Origin of the sequence: Phocaeicola sp. GP0067, from assembly GCF_031119655.1 — a bacterium.
In the GTDB taxonomy this organism is placed as follows: Bacteria; Bacteroidota; Bacteroidia; order Bacteroidales; family Bacteroidaceae; genus Phocaeicola; species Phocaeicola vulgatus.
Map to the genome: position 1 here is coordinate 387,144 of NZ_JAVHZY010000001.1, position 24,446 is coordinate 411,589.

General features: G+C 42.3%; 15 protein-coding genes, 1 tRNA gene and 1 pseudogene. 10 read left to right on the forward strand and 7 right to left on the reverse strand.

The window, feature by feature from the left end:
* Positions 1-84: 84 nt before the first annotated feature.
* A pseudogene (locus RE317_RS01395) lies at positions 85-3,333 on the reverse strand (glycoside hydrolase family 2 TIM barrel-domain containing protein); the annotation flags it as partial.
* Positions 3,334-3,506: 173 nt separating this feature from the next.
* Positions 3,507-3,779: an HU family DNA-binding protein gene (locus RE317_RS01400; protein WP_005844385.1), complete on the reverse strand. Its 273-nt coding sequence runs from the start codon at positions 3,777-3,779 to the stop codon at positions 3,507-3,509.
* Between the two features lie 210 nt (positions 3,780-3,989).
* On the opposite strand from RE317_RS01400, the gene RE317_RS01405 reads away from it, so the two are divergent.
* The 5 genes from RE317_RS01405 (at position 3,990) to secDF (ending at position 11,904) form a co-directional block, all read left to right on the forward strand.
* Positions 3,990-4,667: a rhomboid family intramembrane serine protease gene (locus RE317_RS01405; protein ID WP_005850228.1), complete on the forward strand. Its 678-nt coding sequence runs from the start codon at positions 3,990-3,992 to the stop codon at positions 4,665-4,667.
* The gene (locus RE317_RS01410) at positions 4,648-5,541 is read left to right on the forward strand and encodes a rhomboid family intramembrane serine protease (RefSeq protein ID WP_007833752.1); all 894 of its coding nucleotides are present in this window, start codon (positions 4,648-4,650) and stop codon (positions 5,539-5,541) included. The genes RE317_RS01405 and RE317_RS01410 overlap by 20 nt, the downstream gene beginning before the upstream one ends.
* A 3-nt stretch (positions 5,542-5,544) precedes the next feature.
* Entirely contained in the window at positions 5,545-6,624 is a 1,080-nt protein-coding gene (locus RE317_RS01415; protein WP_008666671.1) for an endonuclease/exonuclease/phosphatase family protein, read from the forward strand.
* 26 nt (positions 6,625-6,650) lie between these two features.
* Entirely contained in the window at positions 6,651-8,738 is a 2,088-nt protein-coding gene (locus RE317_RS01420; RefSeq protein WP_008666673.1) for a M3 family metallopeptidase, read from the forward strand.
* Between the two features lie 178 nt (positions 8,739-8,916).
* Positions 8,917-11,904, forward strand: a complete 2,988-nt coding sequence (gene secDF, locus RE317_RS01425; RefSeq protein WP_303266128.1) for a protein translocase subunit SecDF — start codon at positions 8,917-8,919, stop codon at positions 11,902-11,904.
* Positions 11,905-12,169: 265 nt separating this feature from the next.
* Here secDF and RE317_RS01430 read toward each other — a convergent pair whose 3' ends face one another.
* Together RE317_RS01430 and RE317_RS01435 are read right to left on the reverse strand one after the other, a co-directional pair.
* A complete protein-coding gene (locus tag RE317_RS01430) occupies positions 12,170-13,234 on the reverse strand; it encodes a sugar kinase (protein ID WP_005844400.1) in 1,065 nt (354 codons plus the stop codon).
* Between the two features lie 142 nt (positions 13,235-13,376).
* Complete coding sequence (locus tag RE317_RS01435; protein ID WP_005844402.1) at positions 13,377-14,330, reverse strand: NAD-dependent epimerase/dehydratase family protein; 954 nt, start codon at positions 14,328-14,330, stop codon at positions 13,377-13,379.
* Between the two features lie 170 nt (positions 14,331-14,500).
* Between RE317_RS01435 and kbl the strand changes: the two genes are divergently transcribed.
* On the forward strand, positions 14,501-15,691 hold the full coding sequence (gene kbl, locus RE317_RS01440) for a glycine C-acetyltransferase (protein WP_005844404.1): 1,191 nt from the start codon (positions 14,501-14,503) through the stop codon (positions 15,689-15,691).
* A gap of 70 nt (positions 15,692-15,761) precedes the next feature.
* On the opposite strand, the gene RE317_RS01445 is transcribed toward kbl, so the two are convergent.
* Positions 15,762-15,833: transfer RNA gene (locus RE317_RS01445), tRNA-Arg, on the reverse strand.
* Between the two features lie 410 nt (positions 15,834-16,243).
* Between RE317_RS01445 and RE317_RS01450 the strand changes: the two genes are divergently transcribed.
* Positions 16,244-18,091, forward strand: a complete 1,848-nt coding sequence (locus tag RE317_RS01450; RefSeq protein ID WP_005844406.1) for a 2-oxoacid:acceptor oxidoreductase subunit alpha — start codon at positions 16,244-16,246, stop codon at positions 18,089-18,091.
* Between the two features lie 23 nt (positions 18,092-18,114).
* Complete coding sequence (locus tag RE317_RS01455; RefSeq protein WP_117873204.1) at positions 18,115-19,119, forward strand: 2-oxoacid:ferredoxin oxidoreductase subunit beta; 1,005 nt, start codon at positions 18,115-18,117, stop codon at positions 19,117-19,119.
* 157 nt (positions 19,120-19,276) lie between these two features.
* Here the strand turns inward: RE317_RS01455 and upp are convergent, their stop codons facing one another.
* Positions 19,277-19,936: a uracil phosphoribosyltransferase gene (upp, locus tag RE317_RS01460; RefSeq protein WP_005850404.1), complete on the reverse strand. Its 660-nt coding sequence runs from the start codon at positions 19,934-19,936 to the stop codon at positions 19,277-19,279.
* A 260-nt stretch (positions 19,937-20,196) separates the two neighbouring features.
* On the opposite strand from upp, the gene pckA reads away from it, so the two are divergent.
* Positions 20,197-21,804: a phosphoenolpyruvate carboxykinase (ATP) gene (pckA, locus tag RE317_RS01465; RefSeq protein WP_005850406.1), complete on the forward strand. Its 1,608-nt coding sequence runs from the start codon at positions 20,197-20,199 to the stop codon at positions 21,802-21,804.
* 105 nt (positions 21,805-21,909) lie between these two features.
* Positions 21,910-22,560 (forward strand): nitroreductase, encoded by a 651-nt coding sequence (locus RE317_RS01470; RefSeq protein ID WP_032939271.1) that lies wholly within the window; start codon positions 21,910-21,912, stop codon positions 22,558-22,560.
* A gap of 60 nt (positions 22,561-22,620) precedes the next feature.
* On the opposite strand, the gene typA is transcribed toward RE317_RS01470, so the two are convergent.
* A complete protein-coding gene (gene typA, locus RE317_RS01475) occupies positions 22,621-24,423 on the reverse strand; it encodes a translational GTPase TypA (protein WP_005844415.1) in 1,803 nt (600 codons plus the stop codon).
* Positions 24,424-24,446 lie beyond the last annotated feature (23 nt).

Consider the following 24,446-nt stretch of genomic DNA (forward strand, 5'->3'; position numbering starts at 1 on the left):
GAAACTCCGATGACAATCTATATGATAGTGCCATCGGAGTTCTGACATACTCTTCTTATTAAGGAAGGAATGCTTGCTATGTTTTTATTTTACCGGCATCAATGTGAATCCCCAATGATATTCCTTATTGGCGGGTAGGGTATGTTCCGGCAGAGGGCGGTCTCCCCAGCTGTCATAACCGGCTATACCTTGTTGCTTCATATCAATACATACTTCCACAAAATTACGTGGGGTGATATCATTGACATGTGTCATGCGGCGTATTACATTTTTAGCTTTTTCCTCATTATGGTTAGCAACTTCTTCGGGAGTGAAGTTAGTCCACTGACGGGGACGGCTGATAGCTTCTTCCGAGTCAAAGTCCTCTACGGAGTTGCGCAGGGCATTGAATCCGATAGTGCTGTCGGCACGTATTAACAATCCTTTTCCGCCTTTGCGGGTCAGTTCTACCCAACGGGTGTCGGTGCGGTGTCCGTTTTCTTGCGGACGGACATAGTTGTTGGTGTACATCTGGTCGGCTGTAGTGCGGTAGAGATCAACGAAGCTGCTTGCATTACGGTCGATGTAGTTTTCACCCGGTCCGCGTCCGAAGTATTCTACCTGGTTCATATCGGATGGCAAATGGAAACGTACACCGATACGTGGTACGTTCAGTTTGGAAGAGGCAAGGCGTTGAGCATCCTGTCCCGGTGTGAAAGTGGCCATTAAGGTAGCTTCTGATACTTCCGTGTCGGCAGCCTTCATATCGGTAGAAGTAAAGGTGATGCCTGCATGAACCACACCGTCGGGATAGATGGTATATTTCATGATGTACAGATTGCCTGCCGCCAGTAGGTAATTGACTGTTAATACGGTCTTGTTGCCGTCTGTTGTTGTGGTAACATCTGCTACATTGAAATTCTTGCTGGACTGTTTCCATATTTGCTCGCGCTTAGGCCCACCGTTACCATAATCATTGTCCGTCGGTGCGCGCCAGAAGTTAGGCTGAATACCAAAACCTTCAGCGAAATATTCTGTACCGTTTACTTTGTATGAAGTCACGAGTCCGCTTCTCTTGTTGAAAACGAACTGCATACGTGGTGATAATACGGTGATGATGTCACCATCCGTGCTGACGGTAGTCTTGCCGCTTGCTTTATGTCCGGTCATAGCCAATGGTTCTATGGGCAGGCGGAATTGTTCGGAAGCAATATCGTGTCCTGCAGGAATCAAGGGCTCCGGTTCTGTGGTGGTAACTACAAAATCTACAAAATATTCTGTGCCGGCCTTGGGTTTCAATCCGTTGAGGTTGATGTTCAGTTCTTTGGAACCTTGCGGTTCGATATCTAATGATACTTTTCCGCCTTTGATTGTTTTTCCGTTTGCCTTTACGGTATAACTGATCATATACTTTTTCAAGTTGGTGAAGTAGAAACGGTTTTTTACCAGGAATTTGCCGGCAGCCGGGTCGATGGCTTCGAAACCTACATTCTGATGTGCATATTTCACTTCTGTCATGGCCGGATGCGGAGTGCGGTCCGGAGCTACGATTCCATTGCATAGGAAGTTTCCGTCGCTGGGTGCATTGGTTCCGTAATCACCTCCGTAGGCCCAGTAGGTACGTCCATTTTCGTCTGTTTCCAGAATACCTTGGTCTACCCAGTCCCAAATGTAACCGCCTTGCAGGTTCGGGTACTTGTAGATTGCTCTCCATTGTGCTGCCAGATTACCATTGGAATTGCCCATAGCGTGTGAATATTCGGATGGTGCGATGGGACGGTCGCTGCCTTTCTTGCCTATTTCTTCCAGCCAGGCGGCACTGGGGTATTGGGGTACATACATATCTGTGTTCCATTCCCAAAGGGCGCGTTCATAATTTACAGGACGGTTCATCCCTTTTACTTCGCGTTCTTTCAGCCATAAATAGGTCTGATAGAAATTATAACCGTTTCCGGCTTCGTTTCCTAATGACCAGATGGCTACAGAGGGATGGTTTTTGTTACGCTCGTACATATTAATGGTACGGTCCATGTGCGGCTTCAGCCATTCGGGATGGTTGCCCAATGTTCCGCCCCGGCTTAAGTTATAATACATACCGTGGCTTTCTATGTTGGCTTCATCATATACATAGATACCATATTCATCACACAATTCATAGAACTTGCGGTCTTGCGGATAGTGGCAGAGGCGCACGCTGTTGATGTTGTTCTGTTTCATCAGGGTGAAGTCCTTGCGCATCAGCTCTTCGGGAACATAATGTCCTGTTTCGGGATTATGTTCGTGTATGTTTACACCTTTCAGCTTGATGGGTTGGCCGTTGACGAACAAGCAAACGTATGGTTTGCCGTTTTCGGCTATCTGATCGGTTGGTTTGATCTCGAAACGGCGGAAACCTACCGTATAAGGAATGATTTCGCTTGTTTTTTCTCCGTCTTTCAGAGATATCAGTAACCGATACAGGTTAGGGTGTTCTGATGTCCAGGTCTTGACGTTGCTGAGGGCGGCTTCAAAAGAGATGCTCTTCTGCCCGTCTGCTGTAACAGGACAGGGGGTGTTACCTTCTGCAACCACTTTCTTTGCGGCATCCAGCAATTCGTATGCTACGGTTACCTCTTTGTTGGCTGCTGTATGGTTGGTTACGTCCACATTCAGTTTGAAGATACCATTCTTATAAGTGTCGTCCAGTGTAGACACCACATTGAAATCTTTGATGTGGGTTTTGGGCTGTGAGAACAGGAATACATCACGTTCAATACCGCTCATGCGCCAGAAGTCCTGGCATTCCAGATAAGAACCGGTACTCCAGCGGAATATTTTGATGACCAGCGAGTTTTTGCCGGGTTTCAGGTAGTTGTTGATTAAGAATTCTGCCGGATTCTTGGAGTCTTCGCTGTATCCCACTTCCTGTCCGTTGACATACACGTATACACCGGATTTTGCTCCTTCCAAACGGAGGAATATGTCGCGTCCATCCCAATCGGCGGGAATTTCGATATCACGCTGATACACACCGACCGGATTGGTTTCGGGTAACTGCGGCGGTTGTGGATTTCTGGGTTTGAATTCGTATCCATGATTGGTGTAGATGGCCACTCCGTAGCCCTGTACTTCCCAGTTGCCGGGTACTTTAATCTCCTTCCAGGCTATGTTGGCATCCGGTTGCTCAATGTTGGCAGGCAGATCTTTGTATGCATCTGCATAATAAAAGTTCCATGTACCGTTTAGTAGTTTGTAATAAGGGCTGTTCTCATACTCGCCGGTCAGTGCCTGGTTCCGGTTGTCGTAAGTCATGAAAGCTGTGCGTGGATATTCCTTGTTGACGGCTACGGTCTGAATATCTTTCCAATAAGGTAGTTTTGTATCTTCCGCATGAAGAACTTGTGTTGAATATGCGCATACAGCAGCGCTGATCAGGAATTTAAATAAGGTTGTCATTTTAGGTTTCATAGGTTCAAATAGAAAAATGAAGAAGAAAGGGCGCTAGTACCGGCGCCCCTTTCCTTAAGTCCTTTTATGTAAAATAGCAATTATTTAATTGCGTCTGCCAGTTCAGCACCTGGTTTGAACTTGGTTACTTTTTTAGCAGGAATAGTAATCGTTGCTTTTGTGGATGGGTTGATACCTGTTCTTGCACTTCTTTCAGCAACAGAGAATGTTCCGAATCCGATTAATGATACTTTGTCCCCTTCTTGGAGGGCTTTTGTTACAGTTGAAACGAAAGCTTCAACTGCTTTTTTTGCGTCGACTTTGCTCAAGCCGGCTTCAGCGGCGACTGCGCTGATAAGATCTGCCTTATTCATAACGAAAATGATTAATTATTAAATGTAACACAAAAGTTTTACCAAAATCAGTGACAAATATATGCTTTCAAAATTAGAAATCAAACAGATAGCCTAAAAAAGATGCTCCAAAAATCAAAAAAACGTAAGAGAACTCTTGTTTTCTGTTATATAACAGAATAAAATTGTAAATTTGCGCGCAATCAATGTTTTATAAGACGAAGAATATTTATGAACAGTATACCTACAGTAACCAAGAATTTATTGATAATAAATGTGTTGTGTTTCTTTGGCGGCGTGGTAGCCATGAAGTATGGAATTGACTTGAACGACCTGCTGGGACTGCACTTTTTTATGGCATCTGATTTTAATCCTGCCCAGTTGATTACTTATATGTTTATGCATGGCGGTTTCCAGCATATCTTTTTTAACATGTTTGCTTTGTGGATGTTTGGCCGTACGCTTGAACAGGTCTGGGGACCGAAACGTTTCTTATCCTATTATATGGTATGTGGTATAGGTGCGGGACTGGTGCAGGAGCTGGTGCAATATATACAATATGTGACTGAATTATCGCAGTATGACAGTGTGAATACGGGGATTGCCGTGATCCCGATGGCGGAGTACTTGAATCTGATGACTACAGTTGGCGCTTCGGGAGCGATATATGGTATTTTGTTGGCATTCGGTATGCTGTTCCCCAATAGTCAGATGTTTGTATTCCCTATCCCATTTCCTGTCAAGGCTAAATATTTTGTGATGGGATATGCTGCTTTGGAGATATTTTTGGGCTTGGGTGCTTCGACCGATGGCGTTGCCCACTTTGCACACTTGGGAGGTATGATTTTTGGCTTTATATTGATAATGTATTGGAGAAAAAAGAATAACAATGGGCAGTTTTATTACTGATTTGAAAAATAGTTTCAACAAAGGGAACATATATATCCAGTTTATATATATTAATGTAGGGGTATTCATTGTAACTTCCTTATTGGGAATTTTATGGATGCTGTTCAACCGGAATGGAGCATTTGTGCTTCAATATTTGGAACTGCCGGCCTGGACGTTGCAGTTTGTCAAGCAGCCTTGGTCTTTGCTGACTTATATGTTCATGCACGCAGGTATTTTGCATTTGCTGTTTAATATGCTGTGGCTTTATTGGTTCGGGCAGATGTTTCTGTCTCTTTTCTCGGCAAAGCATTTCCGCGGGCTCTATCTGTTGGGAGGTATTTGTGGCGGTTTGTTGTATATGATCGCTTACAATGTTTTCCCTTATTTCAGTGATTCTTTGTATTATTCTTATTTGTTGGGAGCATCAGCTTCCGTACTTGCTATTGTTGTGGCCACTGCGGTACGTGCACCGGAATATAGAGTAAACTTTATGTTTATTGGGACTGTTAGGTTGAAGTATGTGGCTCTGTTTATGGTTGTGACCGATTTGCTGTTTATGACATCGGGCAATGCCGGTGGCCATATCGCTCATTTAGGAGGTGCTTTGGCCGGATGGTGGTTTGCTTCCGGATTGTCCCGCGGACATGATGCTACGTCATGGATAAACCGATGCTTGGATTGCTTCTCGGAAGGTCTTTCGTTTCGTCGTCAATCGAAAAAACCGAAGATGAAAGTTCATTATGGTGATAAGGCAAAAGATTACGATTATAATGCCCGTAAAAAACAGCAAAGCGAGGAGATAGACCGTATATTGGATAAATTAAAGAAATCCGGTTATAACAGTCTGACTACCGAAGAGAAGAAAAGCTTGTTTGATGCGAGCAAGAAGTGATATATGAAATATATTGGTCGTTTTTTGGGATGGATACTACTGGGCATAAACTTGTGTATGGTGGTATTGTTACTGGTATGTGCTTACAGCCCTTATATTGATCCTGTGGCTCATCCGGTATGGTCATGTGCCGGTTTGGCTTTTCCCGCTTTTTTGATTGTTAATCTTTTGTTTCTGGTCTTCTGGTTAGTGATTTATCGTAAATATGCGTTGCTTTCATTTTTAGGCCTGGTATGTTCCATTGGTGCTATCCGTACTTATTTCCCAGTCAATGTATTTGTATCTGATGTACCGGAAGGGGCAATCAAATTCTTATCCTACAATACGATGGCCTTTGAAAAGAACCGTGCGAACACCAAGGATAATCCGAACCCTGTGCTGGAATATTTAAGAAACAGCAATGCGGATATAATCTGCCTGCAGGAATATATTGTAGGCGGACGCTTAACCAAGAAAGAGGTGGATTATGCTTTAAGAGATTATCCTTATAAAAATTATCATAAGATATCGGGGGCCAACGGTTTGGGTTGTTATTCCCGTTTTCCTATTTTGTCGGCACATCCGGTGAAATATGCCAGCCTTAACAATGGTTCCATTGCTTATAAAATCAAAGTGAATGGTGATACCTTGCTGGTTGTTAATAATCATCTGGAATCCAATAAGCTGACTGAGAAGGATAAAGAAGTCTATCGCGAAATGATGAAGGATCCTGATAAGCAAAAGGTATCGCAAGGGTCTCGTTTGCTGATCGGAAAACTGGCGGAAGCATCGGCTATACGTGCCGTTCAGGCTGATTCCATAGCTCGTTTGGTGGCCGGTTACAAAGGGGGAGGCATAATTGTATGCGGTGACTTCAATGATTCTCCTATATCATACACTCACAGGGTGGTAGGGGAAGGTCTGAATGATGCTTTTGTGGAGTCGGGAAACGGCTTTGGCATATCTTATAATCAAAATCATTTTTATTTCAGAATAGACAATATTTTATTGAGCAAGAATTTAAAATCTTACCGTTGTACGGTGGATAATACGATAAAGAGTTCGGATCATTACCCCATTTGGTGTTATGTGGCGGAGAAGTGATTTTACATACCTTTAATTGACAGATTATGAAAAGACTATTATTTACGTTAGCGACGTGTTGTGTAATGTGTGCATGTGAACAGAAAACAGAAATGAATCCGTTCTTTACGGAATTCCAGACCGAGTACGGTGCTCCCGATTTTACTAAGATCAGACTGGAGCATTATGAACCTGCTTTCTTGAAAGGAATAGAGGAGCAGAATGCGGAAATTAAGGCAATAGTTGATAATCCCGAGGAACCTACTTTTGAAAATACCATTGTGGCGCTGGATAAAAGTGGCGGGATTCTGGCGAGAGTAAGTGGGGTGTTTTTTGCATTGACCGAAGCGGATACAAATGATTCGTTGACGGCCTTGAATGAAAAGATGGCTCCTGTACTTTCAGAACATAGTGATAATATTTATTTGAATCAGGATTTGTATAAACGGGTGGCTGATGTGCATCAACAGGAACAGGAAGGTAAGATAACTCTTACGACTGAGCAACACCGGCTGTTGGACAAGTATTATAAAGCTTTTGTCCGTTCGGGTGCCGGACTGGATGCCGGAAAACAATCCCGTTTGAGGGAGATCAATAAAGAATTGTCGACTTTGGGGATTGCTTTCGACAATCATATCTTAAATGAGAATAACGCTTATCAGTTGGTTATCGAGAATGAGGCTGATTTGGCCGGGTTACCCGAATGGGTGAAAGCGGGGGCCGCAGAGGAAGCGAAAGCTGCTGGAAAAGAAGGGAAATGGCTATTCACTTTGCAAAACTCCAGTCGCTTGCCTTTTTTGCAATATGCTGAAAACCGTGAGCTAAGAAAAAATATTTATGAAGCTTATATCAACCGGGGGAATCATGATGATGCGAATGACAATAAAGAGATATTGGGAAAGATCATGGCATTGCGTTTGGAACAGGCAAAATTATTAGGATTCGATTGTTATTCCAATTTTGTACTGGATGAGAACATGGCTAAGAATTCGCAGACAGTCATGGATTTCTTGAACAACCTGTGGGGATACTCACTGGAAAATGCAAAGAAAGAGGCCGCCGAGTTGCAGAAAATAATGGATAAGGAAGGTAAGGGAGAGAAGCTGGCTGCATGGGACTGGTGGTATTATGCCGAAAAATTGCGTCAGGAAAAGTATGATTTGAATGAAGATGAAATCAAGCCCTATTTCAGTTTGGAAGATGTGCGTAGCGGATTGTATACCGTGGCCAACAAGCTGTATGGCATTACATTGACCGAACTGAATGATGTGCCCGTATATGAGCCGGATGTGAAAGTGTATGAAGTAAAGGATGCCGATGGCTCATTTTTGGGATTGTTCTATGCGGATTACTTTCCACGCGCAGGTAAGCGTGGTGGCGCATGGATGAGTAATTTTCGTGAACAGGCCGGTGAAGTACGTCCTTTAATTTATAATGTGGCAAGTTTTACTAAACCTGCAGGAAATATGCCTTCTTTACTGACTTTGGATGAGGTGGAAACCATGTTTCATGAGTTTGGACATGCATTGCACGGTATGCTGACCAAGTGTAACTACAAAGGAGTGTCCGGTACCAGTGTGGCGCAGGATTTTGTAGAACTTCCTTCACAGATTATGGAACACTGGGCTGTAGAACCTGAAGTGCTGAAACTCTATGCCAAGCATTATGAAACAAGAGAAGTGATTCCGGATGAGCTGATTACGAAAATCCAAAATCAGGGTACTTTTAATCAAGGTTTTATGACTACGGAATTATTGGCAGCCGCTTTGCTTGATATGGAACTGCATAACCTGACTGATACAGACAACCTGAATGTCGTTGCTTTTGAAAAAGAAACGATGGACAAGCTGGGGCTGATTCCTGAAATAGCTCCTCGGTATCGCGCCACTTATTTTAGTCATATTATAGGTGGATATGCTGCTGGGTATTACAGCTATCTATGGGCAGAAGTTCTTGACACGGATGCTTTTGAAGCGTTTAAAGAACATGGAGTGTTCGATAAAAATACCGCAGACTCTTTCCGTAAAAATATTCTAGAGAAAGGTGGAACGGAAGATCCTATGACCCTTTACAGAGGTTTTCGTGGGGCTGATCCCAGCTTGGAACCCTTGCTTAAAAACAGGGGTTTGAAATAAAATAGACTGTGAGATAGAATAATTTAGGCTGCAAAAAATGCTTTTGCAGCCTTTTTTCTCTTTTGGAATCTAAATATTTGTGTTTGATACCGTGGGAATGTGAAAAAAAAACTATATTTGCAACCTTGTATAAACTAAGAATTAATCAAAAAGTAAAAATAATAAATTTCAAAGTAACATGCAAAACAAAGGATTTGTAAAGGTTTTTGCGGTATTACTCACCCTTGTATGTGTGTTTTATCTTTCTTTCTCTTTTGTGACCCGCTATCACATGGACAAAGCGGCACAAGACCCGAAAGGTGAAGCACATTACCTTGATTCTATGCAGAATGAAAAAGTTTATTTGGGTAGTTATACGCTGAAACAGTGTCGCGAGATGGAGATTGGTCTGGGTCTGGACCTGAAAGGTGGTATGAACGTTATCCTTGAAGTTTCTGTACCGGATGTAGTGAAGGCTTTGGCTGACAACAAGACTGATGAAGCTTTTAACAAAGCGGTTGCAGAAGCATCAAAACAATCTATCACTAGTCAGGATGACTTTATTACTCTTTTTGTAAAAGAGTATAAGAAACAAGCTCCCAATGGCAAATTGGCTGAATTATTTGCTACTCAGCAGTTGAAAGACAAAGTAACCACCCGCAGTTCCGACAGTGAAGTTGAAAAAGTATTGCGCGAAGAGGTAAAGGCTGCTATCGACAACTCTTATAATGTATTACGTACACGTATTGACCGCTTTGGTGTGGCACAGCCTAACATTCAGGCATTGGAAGGAAAGATGGGCCGTATCATGGTGGAACTGCCGGGTATCAAAGAACCGGAACGTGTCAGAAAACTGTTGCAGGGATCTGCTAACTTGGAATTCTGGGAAACTTTCGACGCAAAAGAAATAGTTCCTTATCTTTCTTCTGTAGATAACAGACTGCGTGATATTCTTGCCGTTGAAAGTGGTGCTGCTTCTGCTGATTCTGTAGCTACTGATACTGTTGCTGTCGCACAGGCTTCTGCAATTTCTGCTGCCGACAGTCTTGCAGCCGCATTGAAAGGCGAAACGGCAAGTAACTCTGCCGCAATGGAGCAGATGAAGAAAGAACATCCGTTGGCTTCTGTTCTTCAATTAAATCCGAATGGTTACGGGTCGGTGGTAGGTTATGCCGATTATAAAGATACTGCTCAGGTAAACCAGTACCTTGCTATGAAAGAAGTGAAAGAAATGTTGCCGAAAGATCTTCGTTTGAAATGGGGTGTAAAGGCTGCTGACTTTGACAAGCAGGGACGTATTTTTGAATTGTATGCTATCAAGTCTACTGAACGTAACGGACGTGCTCCGTTGGAAGGTGATGTGATCACTGATGCTAAAGATGAATATGACCAGTTCAACAAGCCTTGTGTCAGTATGTCTATGAACACTGACGGCGCACGCCGCTGGGCTGTTCTGACAAAGAACAATGTAGGCAAGGCTATCGCTATCGTACTGGATGGTTACGTATACAGCGCTCCGAATGTAAACGGTGAAATTACGGGGGGACACTCTCGGATTACCGGTAACTTTACCCCGGAGGTGACAAAAGACTTGGCTAACGTATTGAAGTCTGGTAAGATGCCTGCTCCTGCACGTATCGTTCAGGAGGATATTGTTGGTCCGTCATTGGGTCAGGAATCTATCAATCAAGGTATTATTTCATTTGTTGTTGCGTTGATTCTGTTGATGATCTATATGTGCGCTATGTACGGATTGATTCCGGGTATGGTTGCCAATTGCGCATTGGTTGTTAACTTCTTCTTCACATTAGGAATCCTTACCTCGTTCCAAGCTGCACTGACCATGTCTGGTATTGCCGGTATGGTGTTGTCATTGGGTATGGCTGTAGATGCTAACGTGTTGATTTATGAACGTACAAAAGAAGAATTGAGAGCCGGTAAAACTGTTAAGGCTGCTTTAGCAGACGGTTATTCTAACGCATTCTCTGCTATTTTTGACTCAAACTTGACATCAATTATCACTGGTATCATTCTGTTCTATTTCGGTACGGGTCCGATTCGTGGTTTTGCCACTACGTTGATTATCGGTATCCTCTGCTCATTCTTTACAGCAGTATTCTTGACCCGTATTGTTTATGAGCACTTCATGAATAAAGACAAGTGGTTGAACTTGACATTCACTACAGGGATCTCCAAGAATCTGATGCAGAACGTGAATTACAACTTTATGGGAATGATGAAACGTTCATTCACGGTATTCGGAGCGATTATCGTTATCTGTATCATTTCATTCTTTATCCGTGGTTTGGCGCAGAGTATTGACTTTACCGGTGGACGTAACTTCGTAGTTCAGTTTGAACAGCAGGTTGAACCTGAAACAGTGCGTGACCTGTTGAAGAAGAAAATCACAGAAGATAATGTACAGGCTATTGCTTTGGGTACAGACAAGAAGACAATCCGTATTACAACCAATTACCGTATTAATGAAGATTCTCCTACTATCGACTCTGAAATTGAAGAGTTCTTGTATCAGTCTTTGAAAGATGGTAACTTGCTGGGCGAAGGTACTACATTGGAAATCTTTATTGACCGTGATAATCGTGTCGGTGGTTCTATCATCAGTTCTCAGAAAGTAGGTCCTAGTATCGCTGACGATATCAAGACTTCGGCTGTCTGGTCTGTATTGTTTGCATTGGTGGCTATCGGTTTGTATATCTTGCTGCGTTTCCGCAATGTAGCTTATAGTGTGGGTGCGACTGTTGCATTGGCTGTCGATACTATTTTGATCATCGGTGCATACTCGTTATGTTATGGATGGGTTCCGTTCTCATTGGAAATTGACCAGACTTTTATTGGCGCTATTTTGACCGCTATCGGTTATTCTATCAATGACAAGGTGGTTATCTTTGACCGTATCCGTGAGTTCTTCGGTCTGTATCCGAAACGTAACCGTATGCAGTTGTTTAATGATTCATTGAATACTACTTTGGCTCGTACCATCAATACTTCATTAAGTACATTGATCGTATTGTTGTGTATCTTCGTGCTGGGTGGTGACAGTATCCGCAGCTTCGCCTTTGCAATGATTTTGGGCGTTGTGATCGGTACATTGTCTTCTATCTTCATTGCTGCTCCTATCGCTTACCTGACTATGGGTAACAAGATGCCGGAAGAAACAAAGGCATAAGAAGGTTTCTTTTAAGAAATAAATAAAAAGAGGAGGATGCTCATATCATGAGCATCCTCCTCTTTTTATAATGGTCGATTGGAATTGGTTTGTGGAAAAAGGGTAGATGAATCTTCTGTGGCTTCAAAAATTAACTTAAGTACATTGGGTAAGTAACTTAGCTTACTTGGCATTTCAACTTAACTTGCTTGTCCCATGAAGTTAACTTGCTTTTTTACGCTGTATCTTGCAGATCAATTCTGTTTGGCTATAATCGTGAAAATAGTTATCTGACTACTCTTCCTGAAGTGTTTCCTTGCATTAACTCTTCCACTTCTTCTACTGTTACTTGATTGAAATCTCCATATATGGTATTTTTCAATGCAGATGCGGCAAGGGCGAATTCCAATGTTTTTTGGTCATTGTCGGGGTAGGTCAGCAAACCATAAATCATGCCGCCTACAAATGCATCTCCTGCACCCACACGGTCTACTTCATGGACAATATCGTAAATGCCGGTATGCCTTAATGTTCCTTTAGAATAAAGTATGGCTGCCAGCAGATTGTGATTGGAAGTGATGGTATTACGCAACTCCAGAAACATTTTCTGGCATCGGGGAGCTTGTTCTGATACTTTTTGACCGAATACTTTGAAACCGGACAAATCTAATGGATATGAGGTGTCTACAGCTTTAAAACCTACCGGGGGAATGCCGAAAATTTCTTTGTATTCGGGTTCTGCACCAAAAATGACATCACTATATTGAACAAGGGGGAGCATTACCTCTGATGCGGATTTACCGTAATTCCATAATTTTTTGCGGAAATTTAAGTCGCATGAGATTGTTAATCCCAGGCGGTCTGCTGTTTGCAGTGCTTCCAGGCAGGCATCTGCTCCTTCCTGTGACAGGGACGCTGCTATACCCGACCAGTGGAACCAGCCTGCATCGGAAAGAATCTTTTCCCAGTCTATCATGCCGGGACGTAAAGTGGCAAAGGAAGAGCCTTCACGGTCATATACTACATTGGAGTTACGAAATGCTGCACCGCTTTCCAGAAAGTATAATCCCATGCGTTTCCCACCATAAATAATGCCGTCTGTACCTAATCCGTAAGCTTGGAGTGAGTTTACGCAGGCTTGTGCCATTGCATTCTCGGGAAGTCTGGTAACGAATTCTGTGGGGATGCCGAAGTTGACCAGTGATATGGCTACATTCGCTTCACTTCCTCCATAAGTAGCAATAAACTCGTTTGTTTGGGAAAAGCGCTGGAAATTGGGGGCGGTCAGCCTTAGCATTACTTCTCCGAATGTAACGACTTTCTTGTTCTGGGTAATAGCTCTTGTATTCATAGTATGTTTTTAATCAGTATGTTAATTTGCACGAAGATACGATCAAAATTTTATATAAGTGCAAGAAATGTATAAAAATAGCCTTCTCTATCTTTTCCATATAGAATAGAGAAGGCTATTTTATTTATTCAATATTAGTGGTTTATTTATTGAATCGTATTTTTAGTTTGGCAAGCATATCCTGTGTCATGCTGTCTAGATCATATTCCGGTTTCCATCCCCATTCCTCACGGGCACAAGTATCGTCCAGTGAGTTCGGCCATGATTCGGCGATAGCTTGACGTAGCGGATCTACTTTGTACTCCATATGGAAGTCGGGCATATACTTCTTTATATTGTTATAAATAATTTCCGGATCAAAACTCATTGAAGCAATGTTGAACGAATTGCGATGAATTAGTTTGTCGGGATTCGCTTCCATGATTTCAATGGCTGCACGTAAACCGTCAGGCATATACATCATATCCATGAATGTACCGGCTGCAATAGGACATTCAAATTTTTCACCTTTTACAGCCGAATAATAGATGTCTACAGCATAATCGGTAGTCCCGCCACCCGGAGGTGTGACATACGAAATTAATCCGGGGAAACGAACGGAGCGGGTATCTACGCCAAAACGGATATGGTAATAATCGCTCAGTAATTCTCCTGATACTTTTGTAACTCCATACATGGTACGCGGATTACGGATAGTGTCTTGCGGGGTCTTGTCTTTAGGGGTGTTGTTGCCGAAGACACCGATAGAACTTGGGGTAAATACGGCGCAACCCATTTCGCGTGCTACTTCCAATACGTTGAACAGGCCTCCCATGCCTATTTTCCATGCTAGTTGAGGTTTGGCTTCTGCTACAGCCGATAGTAAGGCTGCCAGGTTGTAAATGGTGTCGATGTTGTACTTTGATACAGTTTCGGCAATTTGTTGTTCGTTGGTGATATCTACGATGGCAGAAGGGCCTGATTCTTTTAATTCCCCTTTAGGCTCAGCACCGGGAATATATCCGGCTACGATATTACCATTGTAAATACTTCTCAATTTCATGGTTAGTTCCGAACCGATCTGACCGGTGGAGCCGATAATTAATACATTTTTCATAGTTTGCTATTTGCTTTAAGTTTTCTTTTGGAAGCAAAGATAGATAGAAAACTGCATATTTTATCAAAATTTTCTCTATAATTTAATCGGATATCAAAAAAAAATAAGAACTTTGTCAAGTCAGACTGATTTTTAAACTTAAACTATATACTTAATAAAAAAACAAAGCTATGTATGGTAAAATGAAGGAGTTCCTTGCGAAGGAACTGGCTGATATTAAGGCAGCCGGATTGTATAAAAATGAACGTATAATTACCACACCTCAGCGTGCGGACATCAAGGTGAATGACGGAGAAGATGTGTTGAACTTTTGTGCCAACAATTATTTAGGTTTGTCAGATAATCAACGCTTGATCAATGCTGCCAAAGAGGCGATGGACACACATGGCTTCGGTATGTCTTCCGTACGCTTTATCTGTGGAACTCAGGATTTGCACAAACAGCTGGAAGCTGCCATTTCTGATTATTTTAAAACAGAAGATACTATACTTTATGCAGCTTGTTTTGATGCTAACGGTGGTTTGTTCGAACCGCTGTTTACAGAAGAAGACGCTATTATTTCAGATGCGTTGAATCATGCATCTATTATAGATGGTGTACGCTTGTGTAAGGCAAAACGCTATCGTTATGCCAATGCTGATATGGCTGACCTGGAACGTTGTTTGCAGGAAGCGCAGGCACAGCGTCATCGTATTATTGCTACAGATGGTGTATTCTCGATGGATGGTAATGTGGCTCCATTGGATAAGATTTGTGAACTGGCGGAAAAGTATGACGCGTTGGTTATGGTGGATGAATCTCATTCGGCCGGTGTAGTAGGTCCTACAGGGCATGGCGTGGCAGAACAGTTTAATGCATACGGGCGTGTGGATATCTTTACTGGTACATTAGGTAAAGCATTTGGTGGGGCAATGGGAGGATTTACCACCGGTAAGAAAGAAATTATTGATATGTTGCGCCAGCGTTCCCGTCCTTATTTATTCTCTAATTCTGTAGCTCCTGCCATTATCGGTGCTAGTCTGGAAATGTTTAAGATATTGAAAGAAAGTGATGCTTTGCATACTAAGCTGATGGATAATGTGAATTATTTCCGTGACAGGATGCTGGCTGCCGGTTTTGACATCAAACCAACTCAGAGCGCGATTTGTGCTGTGATGCTTTATGATGCGAAACTGTCTCAGGATTTTGCCGCCAAGATGCAGAAAGAGGGCATATATGTAACCGGTTTCTATTATCCGGTTGTTCCGAAAGGACAGGCACGTATCCGTGTCCAGTTGTCTGCCGGGCATGAAAAGGCACATTTGGATAAGGCAATTGCTGCATTTATTAAAGTGGGCAAAGAACTTGGGGTGATTAAATAAGCAGATTTGAAAGCTATCCAGTAAAAAAAGAGCAGTAAACGGTTGTATAACAATTGTTTACTGCTCTTTGTAGCCCCGAGGGGAATCGAACCCCTATCTAAAGTTTAGGAAACTTCTATTCTATCCGTTGAACTACAAGGCCCCTTTATGGGTACAAAGGTACTTCTTTTTGTTAAAATGGCAATATGAAAGATTGAAAAATGTCTTAAGTGGGAAGAAAATAATCCTTTCTTTGTTGTTTTGTTGTTTTTTGTCTGTTTTTTATAATCTAATAATGTTGTTATTCTGCTATAAACTTTCATGTTGTTCATAAAACATGGATAAAAATAATAAATTGTAAAAATGAATCGTTTTTGATGCTGTCATAATGATAGGGATTTATGCTTTTAAACAGGTAATTATCTCTGCTTTTTCTTAGCTTGGAAACAAATAAACCTTTAATTTTGTACATTTTGATATTCAAACGTAGTTTGATAGCGGAATATTTTGTCCTTTGACAGAACTTTCCGAACTTTGCAAACAGTGAAATTTTGTAACCCTAAATAATAAGTTATGGCAGATGAAATGATAGTCAAGGAGTTGGACCAAGTGGTGGTCCGTTTCTCAGGCGACTCAGGCGATGGTATGCAGCTGGCCGGAAATATCTTTTCTAATATTTCGGCTACAGTGGGAAATGATATCAGTACATTCCCCGATTACCCGGCGGATATACGTGCCCCGCAAGGTTCGTTGACCGGTGTGTCAGGTTTCCAGGTGCATATCGGTGCGGGTAAAGTTTTTACCCCTGGTGACAAATGCGACGTGCTGGTCGCAATGAATGCCGCTGCATTGAAAACACAATACAAATTTGCGAAGTCCACAGCTTGTATCATTATTGATACAGATTGTTTTCAGAAATCAGATCTGGACAAGGCGGCTTTCAAAACAGACAATCCGATTGAAGAAATGGGTATTAAGCAGGATGTAATTGCTGCTCCTATTTCGCAGATGGTGAAAGATTGTCTGGCAGATACAGGCATGGACAACAAGTCAATGTTGAAATGTCGTAATATGTTTGCTTTGGGATTGGTCTGCTGGTTGTTTAATCGTGACCTGGCGGTTGCTGAAAATTTCTTGCGCGAGAAATTTGCAAAGAAGCCGCAAATAGCTGAAGCGAATATTAAAGTGATACACGCCGGATATGATTATGGTCACAATACGCATGCGTCTGTGGATCATACTTATAAGGTGGAAACTAAGTCTAAAGTACCTGGAAAGTACATGGATATCAGCGGAAACAAGGCTACGGCTTATGGCTTAATTGCTGCTGCCGAGAAAGCAGGTCTGCGTTTGTTCCTGGGATCTTATCCCATTACTCCGGCAACAGATATCTTGCATGAACTTTCTAAACATAAATCATTGGGAGTGACTACGGTTCAATGTGAAGATGAAATTTCAGGTTGCGCTACGGCTATCGGTGCCTCGTTTGCAGGTGCGTTGGCAGCTACTTCTACTTCGGGACCGGGTGTTTGTCTGAAATCAGAGGCTATGAATCTGGCTGTTATTACAGAATTACCATTGGTGGTTATTAATGTACAGCGCGGCGGTCCTTCTACTGGTTTGCCTACTAAGTCTGAGCAAACAGATTTATTGCAGGCTTTGTTTGGCCGTAACGGTGAATCTCCTATGCCGGTCATTGCCGCAGCTTCTCCAACTCATTGTTTTGATGCTGCTTATGATGCTTGTAAGATTGCCTTGGAACACATGACTCCGGTGGTGTTGCTGACCGATGGTTTTGTAGCAAATGGTTCCGGTGCATGGAAGTTGCCTGATCTGGCGAACTATCCGGCTATTAACCCACCCTATGTTACTCCGGAAATGAAGGATAATTATACTCCTTACAAGCGTAACGCCGAAACAGGTGTCCGTTATTGGGCATTGCCGGGACAGGAAGGTTATATGCATATTTTGGGAGGCTTGGAAAAAGACAGTGATACAGGTGCTATTTCTACCGAGCCTGAAAACCATAATTTGATGTGCCGTTTGCGTGCCGAGAAGGTTGCTAAAATTCCAGTGCCTGATGTTAAGGTGCAAGGCTGCGTAGAGGATGCAGATTTGCTGATAGTAGGTTTCGGTGGAACTTACGGTCATTTATATTCAGCAATGGAGGAAATGAACCATGCGGGCAAGAAGGTTGCTTTGGCACATTTTGTTCATTTGAACCCGCTGCCTCACAATACGGCAGAAGTGCTGAAGAAATATAAGAAGGTAGTCGTGGCTGAGCAGAATCTTGGTCAGTTTGCCGGATATCTCCGTATGAAAGTGGACGGATTTGTTCCTTATCAGTTTAATGAGGTAAAAGGCCAGCCGTTCGTAGTCAGCGAGTTAGTTGATGCTTTCACTGAGATTTTAAATAAATAATAACCGTAAAGAAAGTAAAGACTATGAACGAATATACAGCAAAAGATTTCAAAAAGGGACAACCTCGCTGGTGTCCGGGTTGCGGTGACCATTTTTTCTTGGCTTCGCTGCACAAAGCGATGGCTGAATTGGGAGTGGCTCCTCATGATACTGCCGTTATTTCGGGTATCGGATGTTCCAGCCGTCTGCCTTATTACATGAATACATATGCCATGCAGACTGTGCACGGTCGTGCGGCTGCTATTTCTACAGGCTGCAAGGTGGCTAATCCGAAGATTACTGTCTGGCAGATTTCAGGGGATGGTGATGGGCTGGCTATTGGTGGAAATCATTTTATACACGCCGTTCGTCGTAATATCGACTTGAATATGATTTTGTTGAACAACCGGATATATGGTTTGACCAAAGGACAGTATTCTCCGACCTCTCCCCGTGGATTTGTTAGCAAATCATCTCCTTACGGCACTGTGGAAGATCCGTTTCATCCGGCTGAATTATGTTTTGGTGCGCGTGGGCGTTTCTTTGCCCGTGCGGTAGCTACGGATAGTCCTGGTACAGTGGAGATTCTGAAAGCTGCTGCCAATCATAAAGGTGCGGCTGTATGTGAAATTCTTCAGAACTGCGTCATTTTTAATGATGGAACACACGAATCAGTATATACGAAAGAAGGTCGTTCAAAGAATGCCATTTATTTGGAACACGGTAAACCGATGTTGTTTGGGGTAGATAAAGAATACGGGCTGATGCAGGAAGGTTTCGGGCTGAAAGTGGTAAAGATTGGCGAGAATGGTGTGACGGAAAAAGACATTTTAGTGCACGATGCTCATTGTATGGATAATACTTTGCAGTTGAAACTGGCATTGATGGAAGGACCGGATTTTCCGGTTGCATTAGGTGTGATCCGTGATGTGGAAGCGCCTACTTATGATGACGCCGTTAATGCACAGATTGAAGAAGTGGCCGCAAAGAAAAAATATCATAATTTCCAGGAATTACTGATGACAAATGATATTTGGGAAGTGAAATAATATTTTTCATCTTCCCTGTAGGAACCGGATCTACAGAGTTGTTCTAAAAATTAAATGGTTAGTAATAGGCAGTGAATAATTGCCGGTTACTAACCATTTAATTTAGAATTTTAGTGTGTAAGAGAACACACCTGAAACTGTCCTTATAGTTTGAGCTTTAGAGTTTCTCGCCGAATGATAAATCACCGGCATCCCCTAACCCCGGAACAATGTATTTGTGCTCGTCCAAGACAGGGTCTATGGCGGCACACCATAATGTGACATCATCGCCGGGAAAAAGTTCTGCCATATGCGCTACCCCTTGTTGGCTGGCAATGACACAGGCCATCTGCAATTTAGCTGGTTTGCCTTTGGTAAGGAACGCTTTCCAGGCAAGTTCCATGCTTTCACCGGTGGCAAGCATGGGATCAACGAGAAGCAAGGTTCTGTCATTCAATGAAGGAGCGGCGATGTATTCAATGTGTACATCTACAATACGGTGTTCATCATCTTTGTAAAAACGGAATGCGGAAACGAAAGCGTTGTCGGCATGGTCGAACATGTTCAGAAAACCGGTGTGCAGCGGCAGTCCGGCACGGAATACCGTTGCGATCACTATTTTGTCATCGTGTGTGCTGGCCGTGGCAGTTCCCAAGGGTGTCTGTACTTGCTTTACGGAATAGGTTAGTGCTTTACTCATCTCGTATGCCATGATTTCTCCTATTCTTTCAATATTTCTGCGGAAACGCATACGATCATTTTGAACATGTACATCGCGCAATTCCGCTACATATTGGTTTAGGAGAGAATTGCCTTCACTGAGATTGATGATTTTCATATCTATGCTTTTGTTATATTGTTGACTTTGACCTGCAAAGAAACAAATAATTTCTAGATTTGTAAAGTACGAATTGCATTTTTGTTACACAAATATAAATATTTGATTATTACGGAAATTTTTCTCTAATAACTTCTTTTTTTTAAAATAAAGCACTAATTTTGTAGCGCCTTAGACAAGGGGGTGTTGAAAAACATCTTCTTTCAGAAAATAAAGAGTAAAAATAACATTATACAATAACCAAATTAAATCATTAAAAAATGGCAAATTTAGATTTAAGCAAGTACGGTATTACCGACGTGAAGGAAGTTCTCCACAATCCTTCTTATGATGTGCTTTTCGCTGAAGAAACTAAACCGGGATTGGAAGGTTTCGAAAAAGGACAGGTTACTGAACTGGGTGCTGTAAACGTAATGACTGGTGTTTACACAGGTCGTTCTCCTAAAGATAAATTCTTCGTTAAGAATGAAGCTTCTGAAAATTCAGTATGGTGGACTTCTGACGAATATAAAAACGATAACAAACCTTGTACTGAAGAAGCTTGGGCTGACTTGAAGTCTAAAGCTGTAAAACAATTGAGCGGCAAGCGTTTGTTCGTTGTTGATACATTCTGCGGTGCTAATGCTGCAACTCGTATGAAAGTACGTTTCATCATGGAAGTGGCTTGGCAGGCTCATTTCGTAACTAACATGTTCATCCGCCCGACTGCTGAAGAACTGGAAGCTTACGGAGAACCTGATTTTGTATGTTTCAATGCATCTAAGGCAAAAGTTGACAACTATAAAGAACTGGGCTTGAACTCTGAAACAGCTACTGTTTTCAACTTGAAGACTAAAGAACAAGTTATCCTGAACACTTGGTACGGTGGTGAAATGAAGAAAGGTATGTTCTCTATCATGAACTACATGAACCCGCTTCGTGGTATCGCTTCCATGCACTGCTCTGCTAATACAAATATGGAAGGAACTAGTTCGGCTATCTTCTTCGGTTTGTCTGGTACAGGTAAGACTACTTTGTCTACTGACCCGAAACGTAAGTTGATCGGTGACGACGAACACGGATGGGATGACGAAGGTGTATTCAACTACGAAGGTGGTTGCTATGCTAAAGTTATCAACTTGGATAAGGAAAGTGAACCCGATATCTACGCTGCTATCAAACGTGACGCTTTGCTGGAAAACGTAACAGTTGATGCTAATGGTAAGATTGATTTCGCTGATAAGAGCGTAACAGAAAACACTCGTGTTTCTTATCCTATCTATCATATCGAAAACATCGTTAAACCTATCTCTAAAGGTCCTCACGCTCAACAAGTTATTTTCTTGTCAGCTGATGCATTCGGTGTATTGCCTCCGGTATCTATCTTGAACCCTGAACAAGCTCAGTATTACTTCTTGTCTGGATTTACAGCTAAATTGGCTGGTACAGAACGTGGTATTACTGAACCGACTCCGACATTCTCTGCTTGCTTCGGTGCTGCTTTCTTGTCATTGCATCCTACTAAGTATGCTGAAGAATTGGTTAAGAAGATGGAAAAGACTGGTGCTAAAGCATATTTGGTTAACACTGGTTGGAACGGTACTGGTAAACGTATCTCTATCCGCGATACTCGTGGTATCATCGATGCTATTTTGGATGGCTCTATTGATAAGGCTCCTACTAAGGTTATTCCTTACTTCGATTTCGTTGTTCCTACAGAATTGCCGGGTGTTGATCCGAAGATCCTTGATCCTCGTGACACTTACTCTGACGCTGCTCAGTGGGATGAAAAAGCAAAAGACTTGGCTGGTCGTTTCATCAAGAACTTCGCTAAGTTCACTGGTAACGAAGCAGGTAAGAAATTGGTTGCTGCCGGTCCGAAATTGTAATCTGAATTTTACAGATTTAACATATAAAAAGTGGTTCCTATCGGGAACCACTTTTTTTTATGCTTGAAAATGCCTAGATTTGTTGCAAACCAAATATGATAGCAAATGAAATTATTTAGATTAATGTTAGTTGGTGCAGGTATGTTCGTATTATGCAGCTGTACATCGCAAGGTTCTCAACAGAAGGAAGTTGTTACGGATAGTGTTTCCGTGAGTCAGGTAGACCCTGTAATAGAAACTATTATGAGCCGCCGTAGTATACGGAAGTATAAGCCCAAGGCTGTGGAACATGAAAAAATGCAGACTATAGTGGAATGTGGAATCAATGCACCTAATGGAATGAATAAACAGTCATGGGAGGTTCGTGTAGTAGATAATCCGGAATTTATCAATGGTTTGACTGAAATTTTCAAAAAAGAAAATCCCAAAGCGGCAGAACGTCCGGGATTTCAGAATATGTTCAATAATGCTCCTACAGTAGTGTTTATTGCTAACGATCCTGCATATGATATGTCACAGATAGATTGTGGTCTGTTGGGTGAGAATATGATTTTGTCTGCTTGGTCAATGGGAATAGGTTCCTGCTGTTTGGGGGGGCCTGTGCGTTTCATGAAATCACCTGCAGCTGCCGAATATATGAAACAGTTGGGATTCAGTGAAGGGTATGAGTTGCTTTATGCGATTGCTTTCGGTTATCCCGATGAAATGCCGGCTGCTAAACCTAGAGAAGTTAGTAAAGTAAAGTTTGTAGATTAAATATAAAAAATCCCGAAGGTAATATGGTCTCCGGGATTTTTTATATTAAAGGTAGATTGATTAGCTTTTGTTAGCTCTCTTACGTTCTGTTTCGTCAAGAATCACTTTACGCATACGCATACTCTTTGGAGTAACTTCTACATATTCATCTTCCTTAATGTATTCCAATGCTTCTTCCAACGAAAATACTACCGGAGGAATGATGCGTGCCTTGTCATCAGAACCTGATGCGCGCATATTGGTAAGCTTCTTCGATTTAGTTACATTGATAACCAAGTCGTTTTCATGAACATGTTCACCTACTACTTGGCCGGCATATACTTCGTCTTGCGGATAAATGAAAAATTTGCCACGATCCTGTAATTTGTCAATAGCGTATGCAAAAGCTGTTCCGCTTTCCATAGCAATCATAGAACCGTTGCTGCGACGTTCTATCTCGCCCTTGTATGGTTGGTAGCATTTAAAACGGTGAGCCATGATCGCTTCTCCGGCCGATGCTGTCAGTACATTGGTACGAAGACCGATAATACCGCGCGAAGGCATATCAAACTCAATGTTTACACGGTCACCCTGTGTTTCCATAGAAACTAAATCACCTTTACGGCGGGTTACCATATCGATCATTTTACTGGAATATTCTTCGGGTACGCTGATCGTTAATTCTTCGATAGGTTCGCATTTTACTCCGTCTATTTCTTTGAAGATAACCTGAGGCTGGCCCACTTGTAATTCGTATCCTTCGCGGCGCATGGTTTCAATCAGGACAGAAAGATGAAGCACACCACGTCCTGAAACAATCCATTTACCGTCCTCCAGTTCGCTTTTGCGTACACGCAATGCCAAGTTCTTATCCAATTCTTTGGTCAAGCGGTCTTGGATGTGGCGTGAAGTCACAAACTTACCTTCTTTGCCGAAGAAAGGAGAATCGTTGATAGTGAATAACATACTCATGGTCGGTTCGTCAATGGCGATGGGGGGCAATGGTTCCGGATTTTCGAAATCGCAGATAGTATCACCAATTTCGAAGCCTTCTACACCTACTACAGCACAGATGTCTCCCGATGAAACGGCATTTGTCTTTTTACGTCCTAAGCCTTCAAAAGTATGTAGCTCTTTGATTTTAGACTTTATCAGACTACCATCACGCTTTGCTAGTGTAATATTCATACCTTCTTTCAGCGTACCACGATGTACACGTCCTACAGCAATACGACCTGTATATGCTGAATAGTCTAAAGAGGTGATTAACATTTGAGGAGTTCCCTCCAACTGTTTCGGTGCCGGAATATGCTCAATAATAGCGTCCAACAACGGAACCAGGTTTTCTGTCGGGGTCTTCCAATCAGTACTCATCCAATTATTTTTGGCAGAACCATAGATAACGGGGAAATCCAACTGATCTTCTGTAGCATTCAGGCTGAACATCAAGTCGAATACCATTTCGTATACTTCTTCCGGACGGCAGTTGGGTTTATCCACCTTGTTCACTACAACTACAGGTTTCAATCCGATCTGTAATGCCTTTTGCAATACGAAGCGTGTCTGCGGCATCGGGCCTTCGAATGCGTCTACCAATAAGATACATCCATCAGCCATATTGAGTACACGTTCTACTTCGCCACCGAAGTCGGCGTGTCCCGGAGTATCAATAATATTGATTTTTGTTCCTTTGTAGTTAATTGAAACGTTCTTTGAAAGGATAGTTATCCCTCTTTCGCGTTCCAAGTCATTATTATCCAATACCAGTTCACCATTTGTCTGGTCGTTGCGGAACAAATGTCCCGCCAGCATCATCTTGTCCACCAAAGTCGTTTTTCCGTGGTCTACGTGGGCGATGATCGCAATGTTTCTAATGTCTTGCATACTATACCTATATATTTGGCTGC

Excerpts from the sequence above, each read along its gene's own strand:
- upp (WP_005850404.1), bottom strand. The coding sequence starts at position 19,936 with ATGAAAATCATCAATCTCAGTGAAGGCAATTCTCTCCTAAACCAATAT.
- typA (WP_005844415.1), bottom strand. The coding sequence starts at position 24,423 with ATGCAAGACATTAGAAACATTGCGATCATCGCCCACGTAGACCACGGA.
- RE317_RS01430 (WP_005844400.1), bottom strand. The coding sequence starts at position 13,234 with ATGAATACAAGAGCTATTACCCAGAACAAGAAAGTCGTTACATTCGGA.
- RE317_RS01470 (WP_032939271.1), top strand. The coding sequence starts at position 21,910 with ATGAAATTATTTAGATTAATGTTAGTTGGTGCAGGTATGTTCGTATTA.
- RE317_RS01450 (WP_005844406.1), top strand. The coding sequence starts at position 16,244 with ATGGCAGATGAAATGATAGTCAAGGAGTTGGACCAAGTGGTGGTCCGT.
- pckA (WP_005850406.1), top strand. The coding sequence starts at position 20,197 with ATGGCAAATTTAGATTTAAGCAAGTACGGTATTACCGACGTGAAGGAA.
- RE317_RS01435 (WP_005844402.1), bottom strand. The coding sequence starts at position 14,330 with ATGAAAAATGTATTAATTATCGGCTCCACCGGTCAGATCGGTTCGGAA.
- RE317_RS01455 (WP_117873204.1), top strand. The coding sequence starts at position 18,115 with ATGAACGAATATACAGCAAAAGATTTCAAAAAGGGACAACCTCGCTGG.
- RE317_RS01420 (WP_008666673.1), top strand. The coding sequence starts at position 6,651 with ATGAAAAGACTATTATTTACGTTAGCGACGTGTTGTGTAATGTGTGCA.
- kbl (WP_005844404.1), top strand. The coding sequence starts at position 14,501 with ATGTATGGTAAAATGAAGGAGTTCCTTGCGAAGGAACTGGCTGATATT.
- secDF (WP_303266128.1), top strand. The coding sequence starts at position 8,917 with ATGCAAAACAAAGGATTTGTAAAGGTTTTTGCGGTATTACTCACCCTT.
- RE317_RS01400 (WP_005844385.1), bottom strand. The coding sequence starts at position 3,779 with ATGAATAAGGCAGATCTTATCAGCGCAGTCGCCGCTGAAGCCGGCTTG.
- RE317_RS01405 (WP_005850228.1), top strand. The coding sequence starts at position 3,990 with ATGAACAGTATACCTACAGTAACCAAGAATTTATTGATAATAAATGTG.
- RE317_RS01410 (WP_007833752.1), top strand. The coding sequence starts at position 4,648 with ATGGGCAGTTTTATTACTGATTTGAAAAATAGTTTCAACAAAGGGAAC.
- RE317_RS01415 (WP_008666671.1), top strand. The coding sequence starts at position 5,545 with ATGAAATATATTGGTCGTTTTTTGGGATGGATACTACTGGGCATAAAC.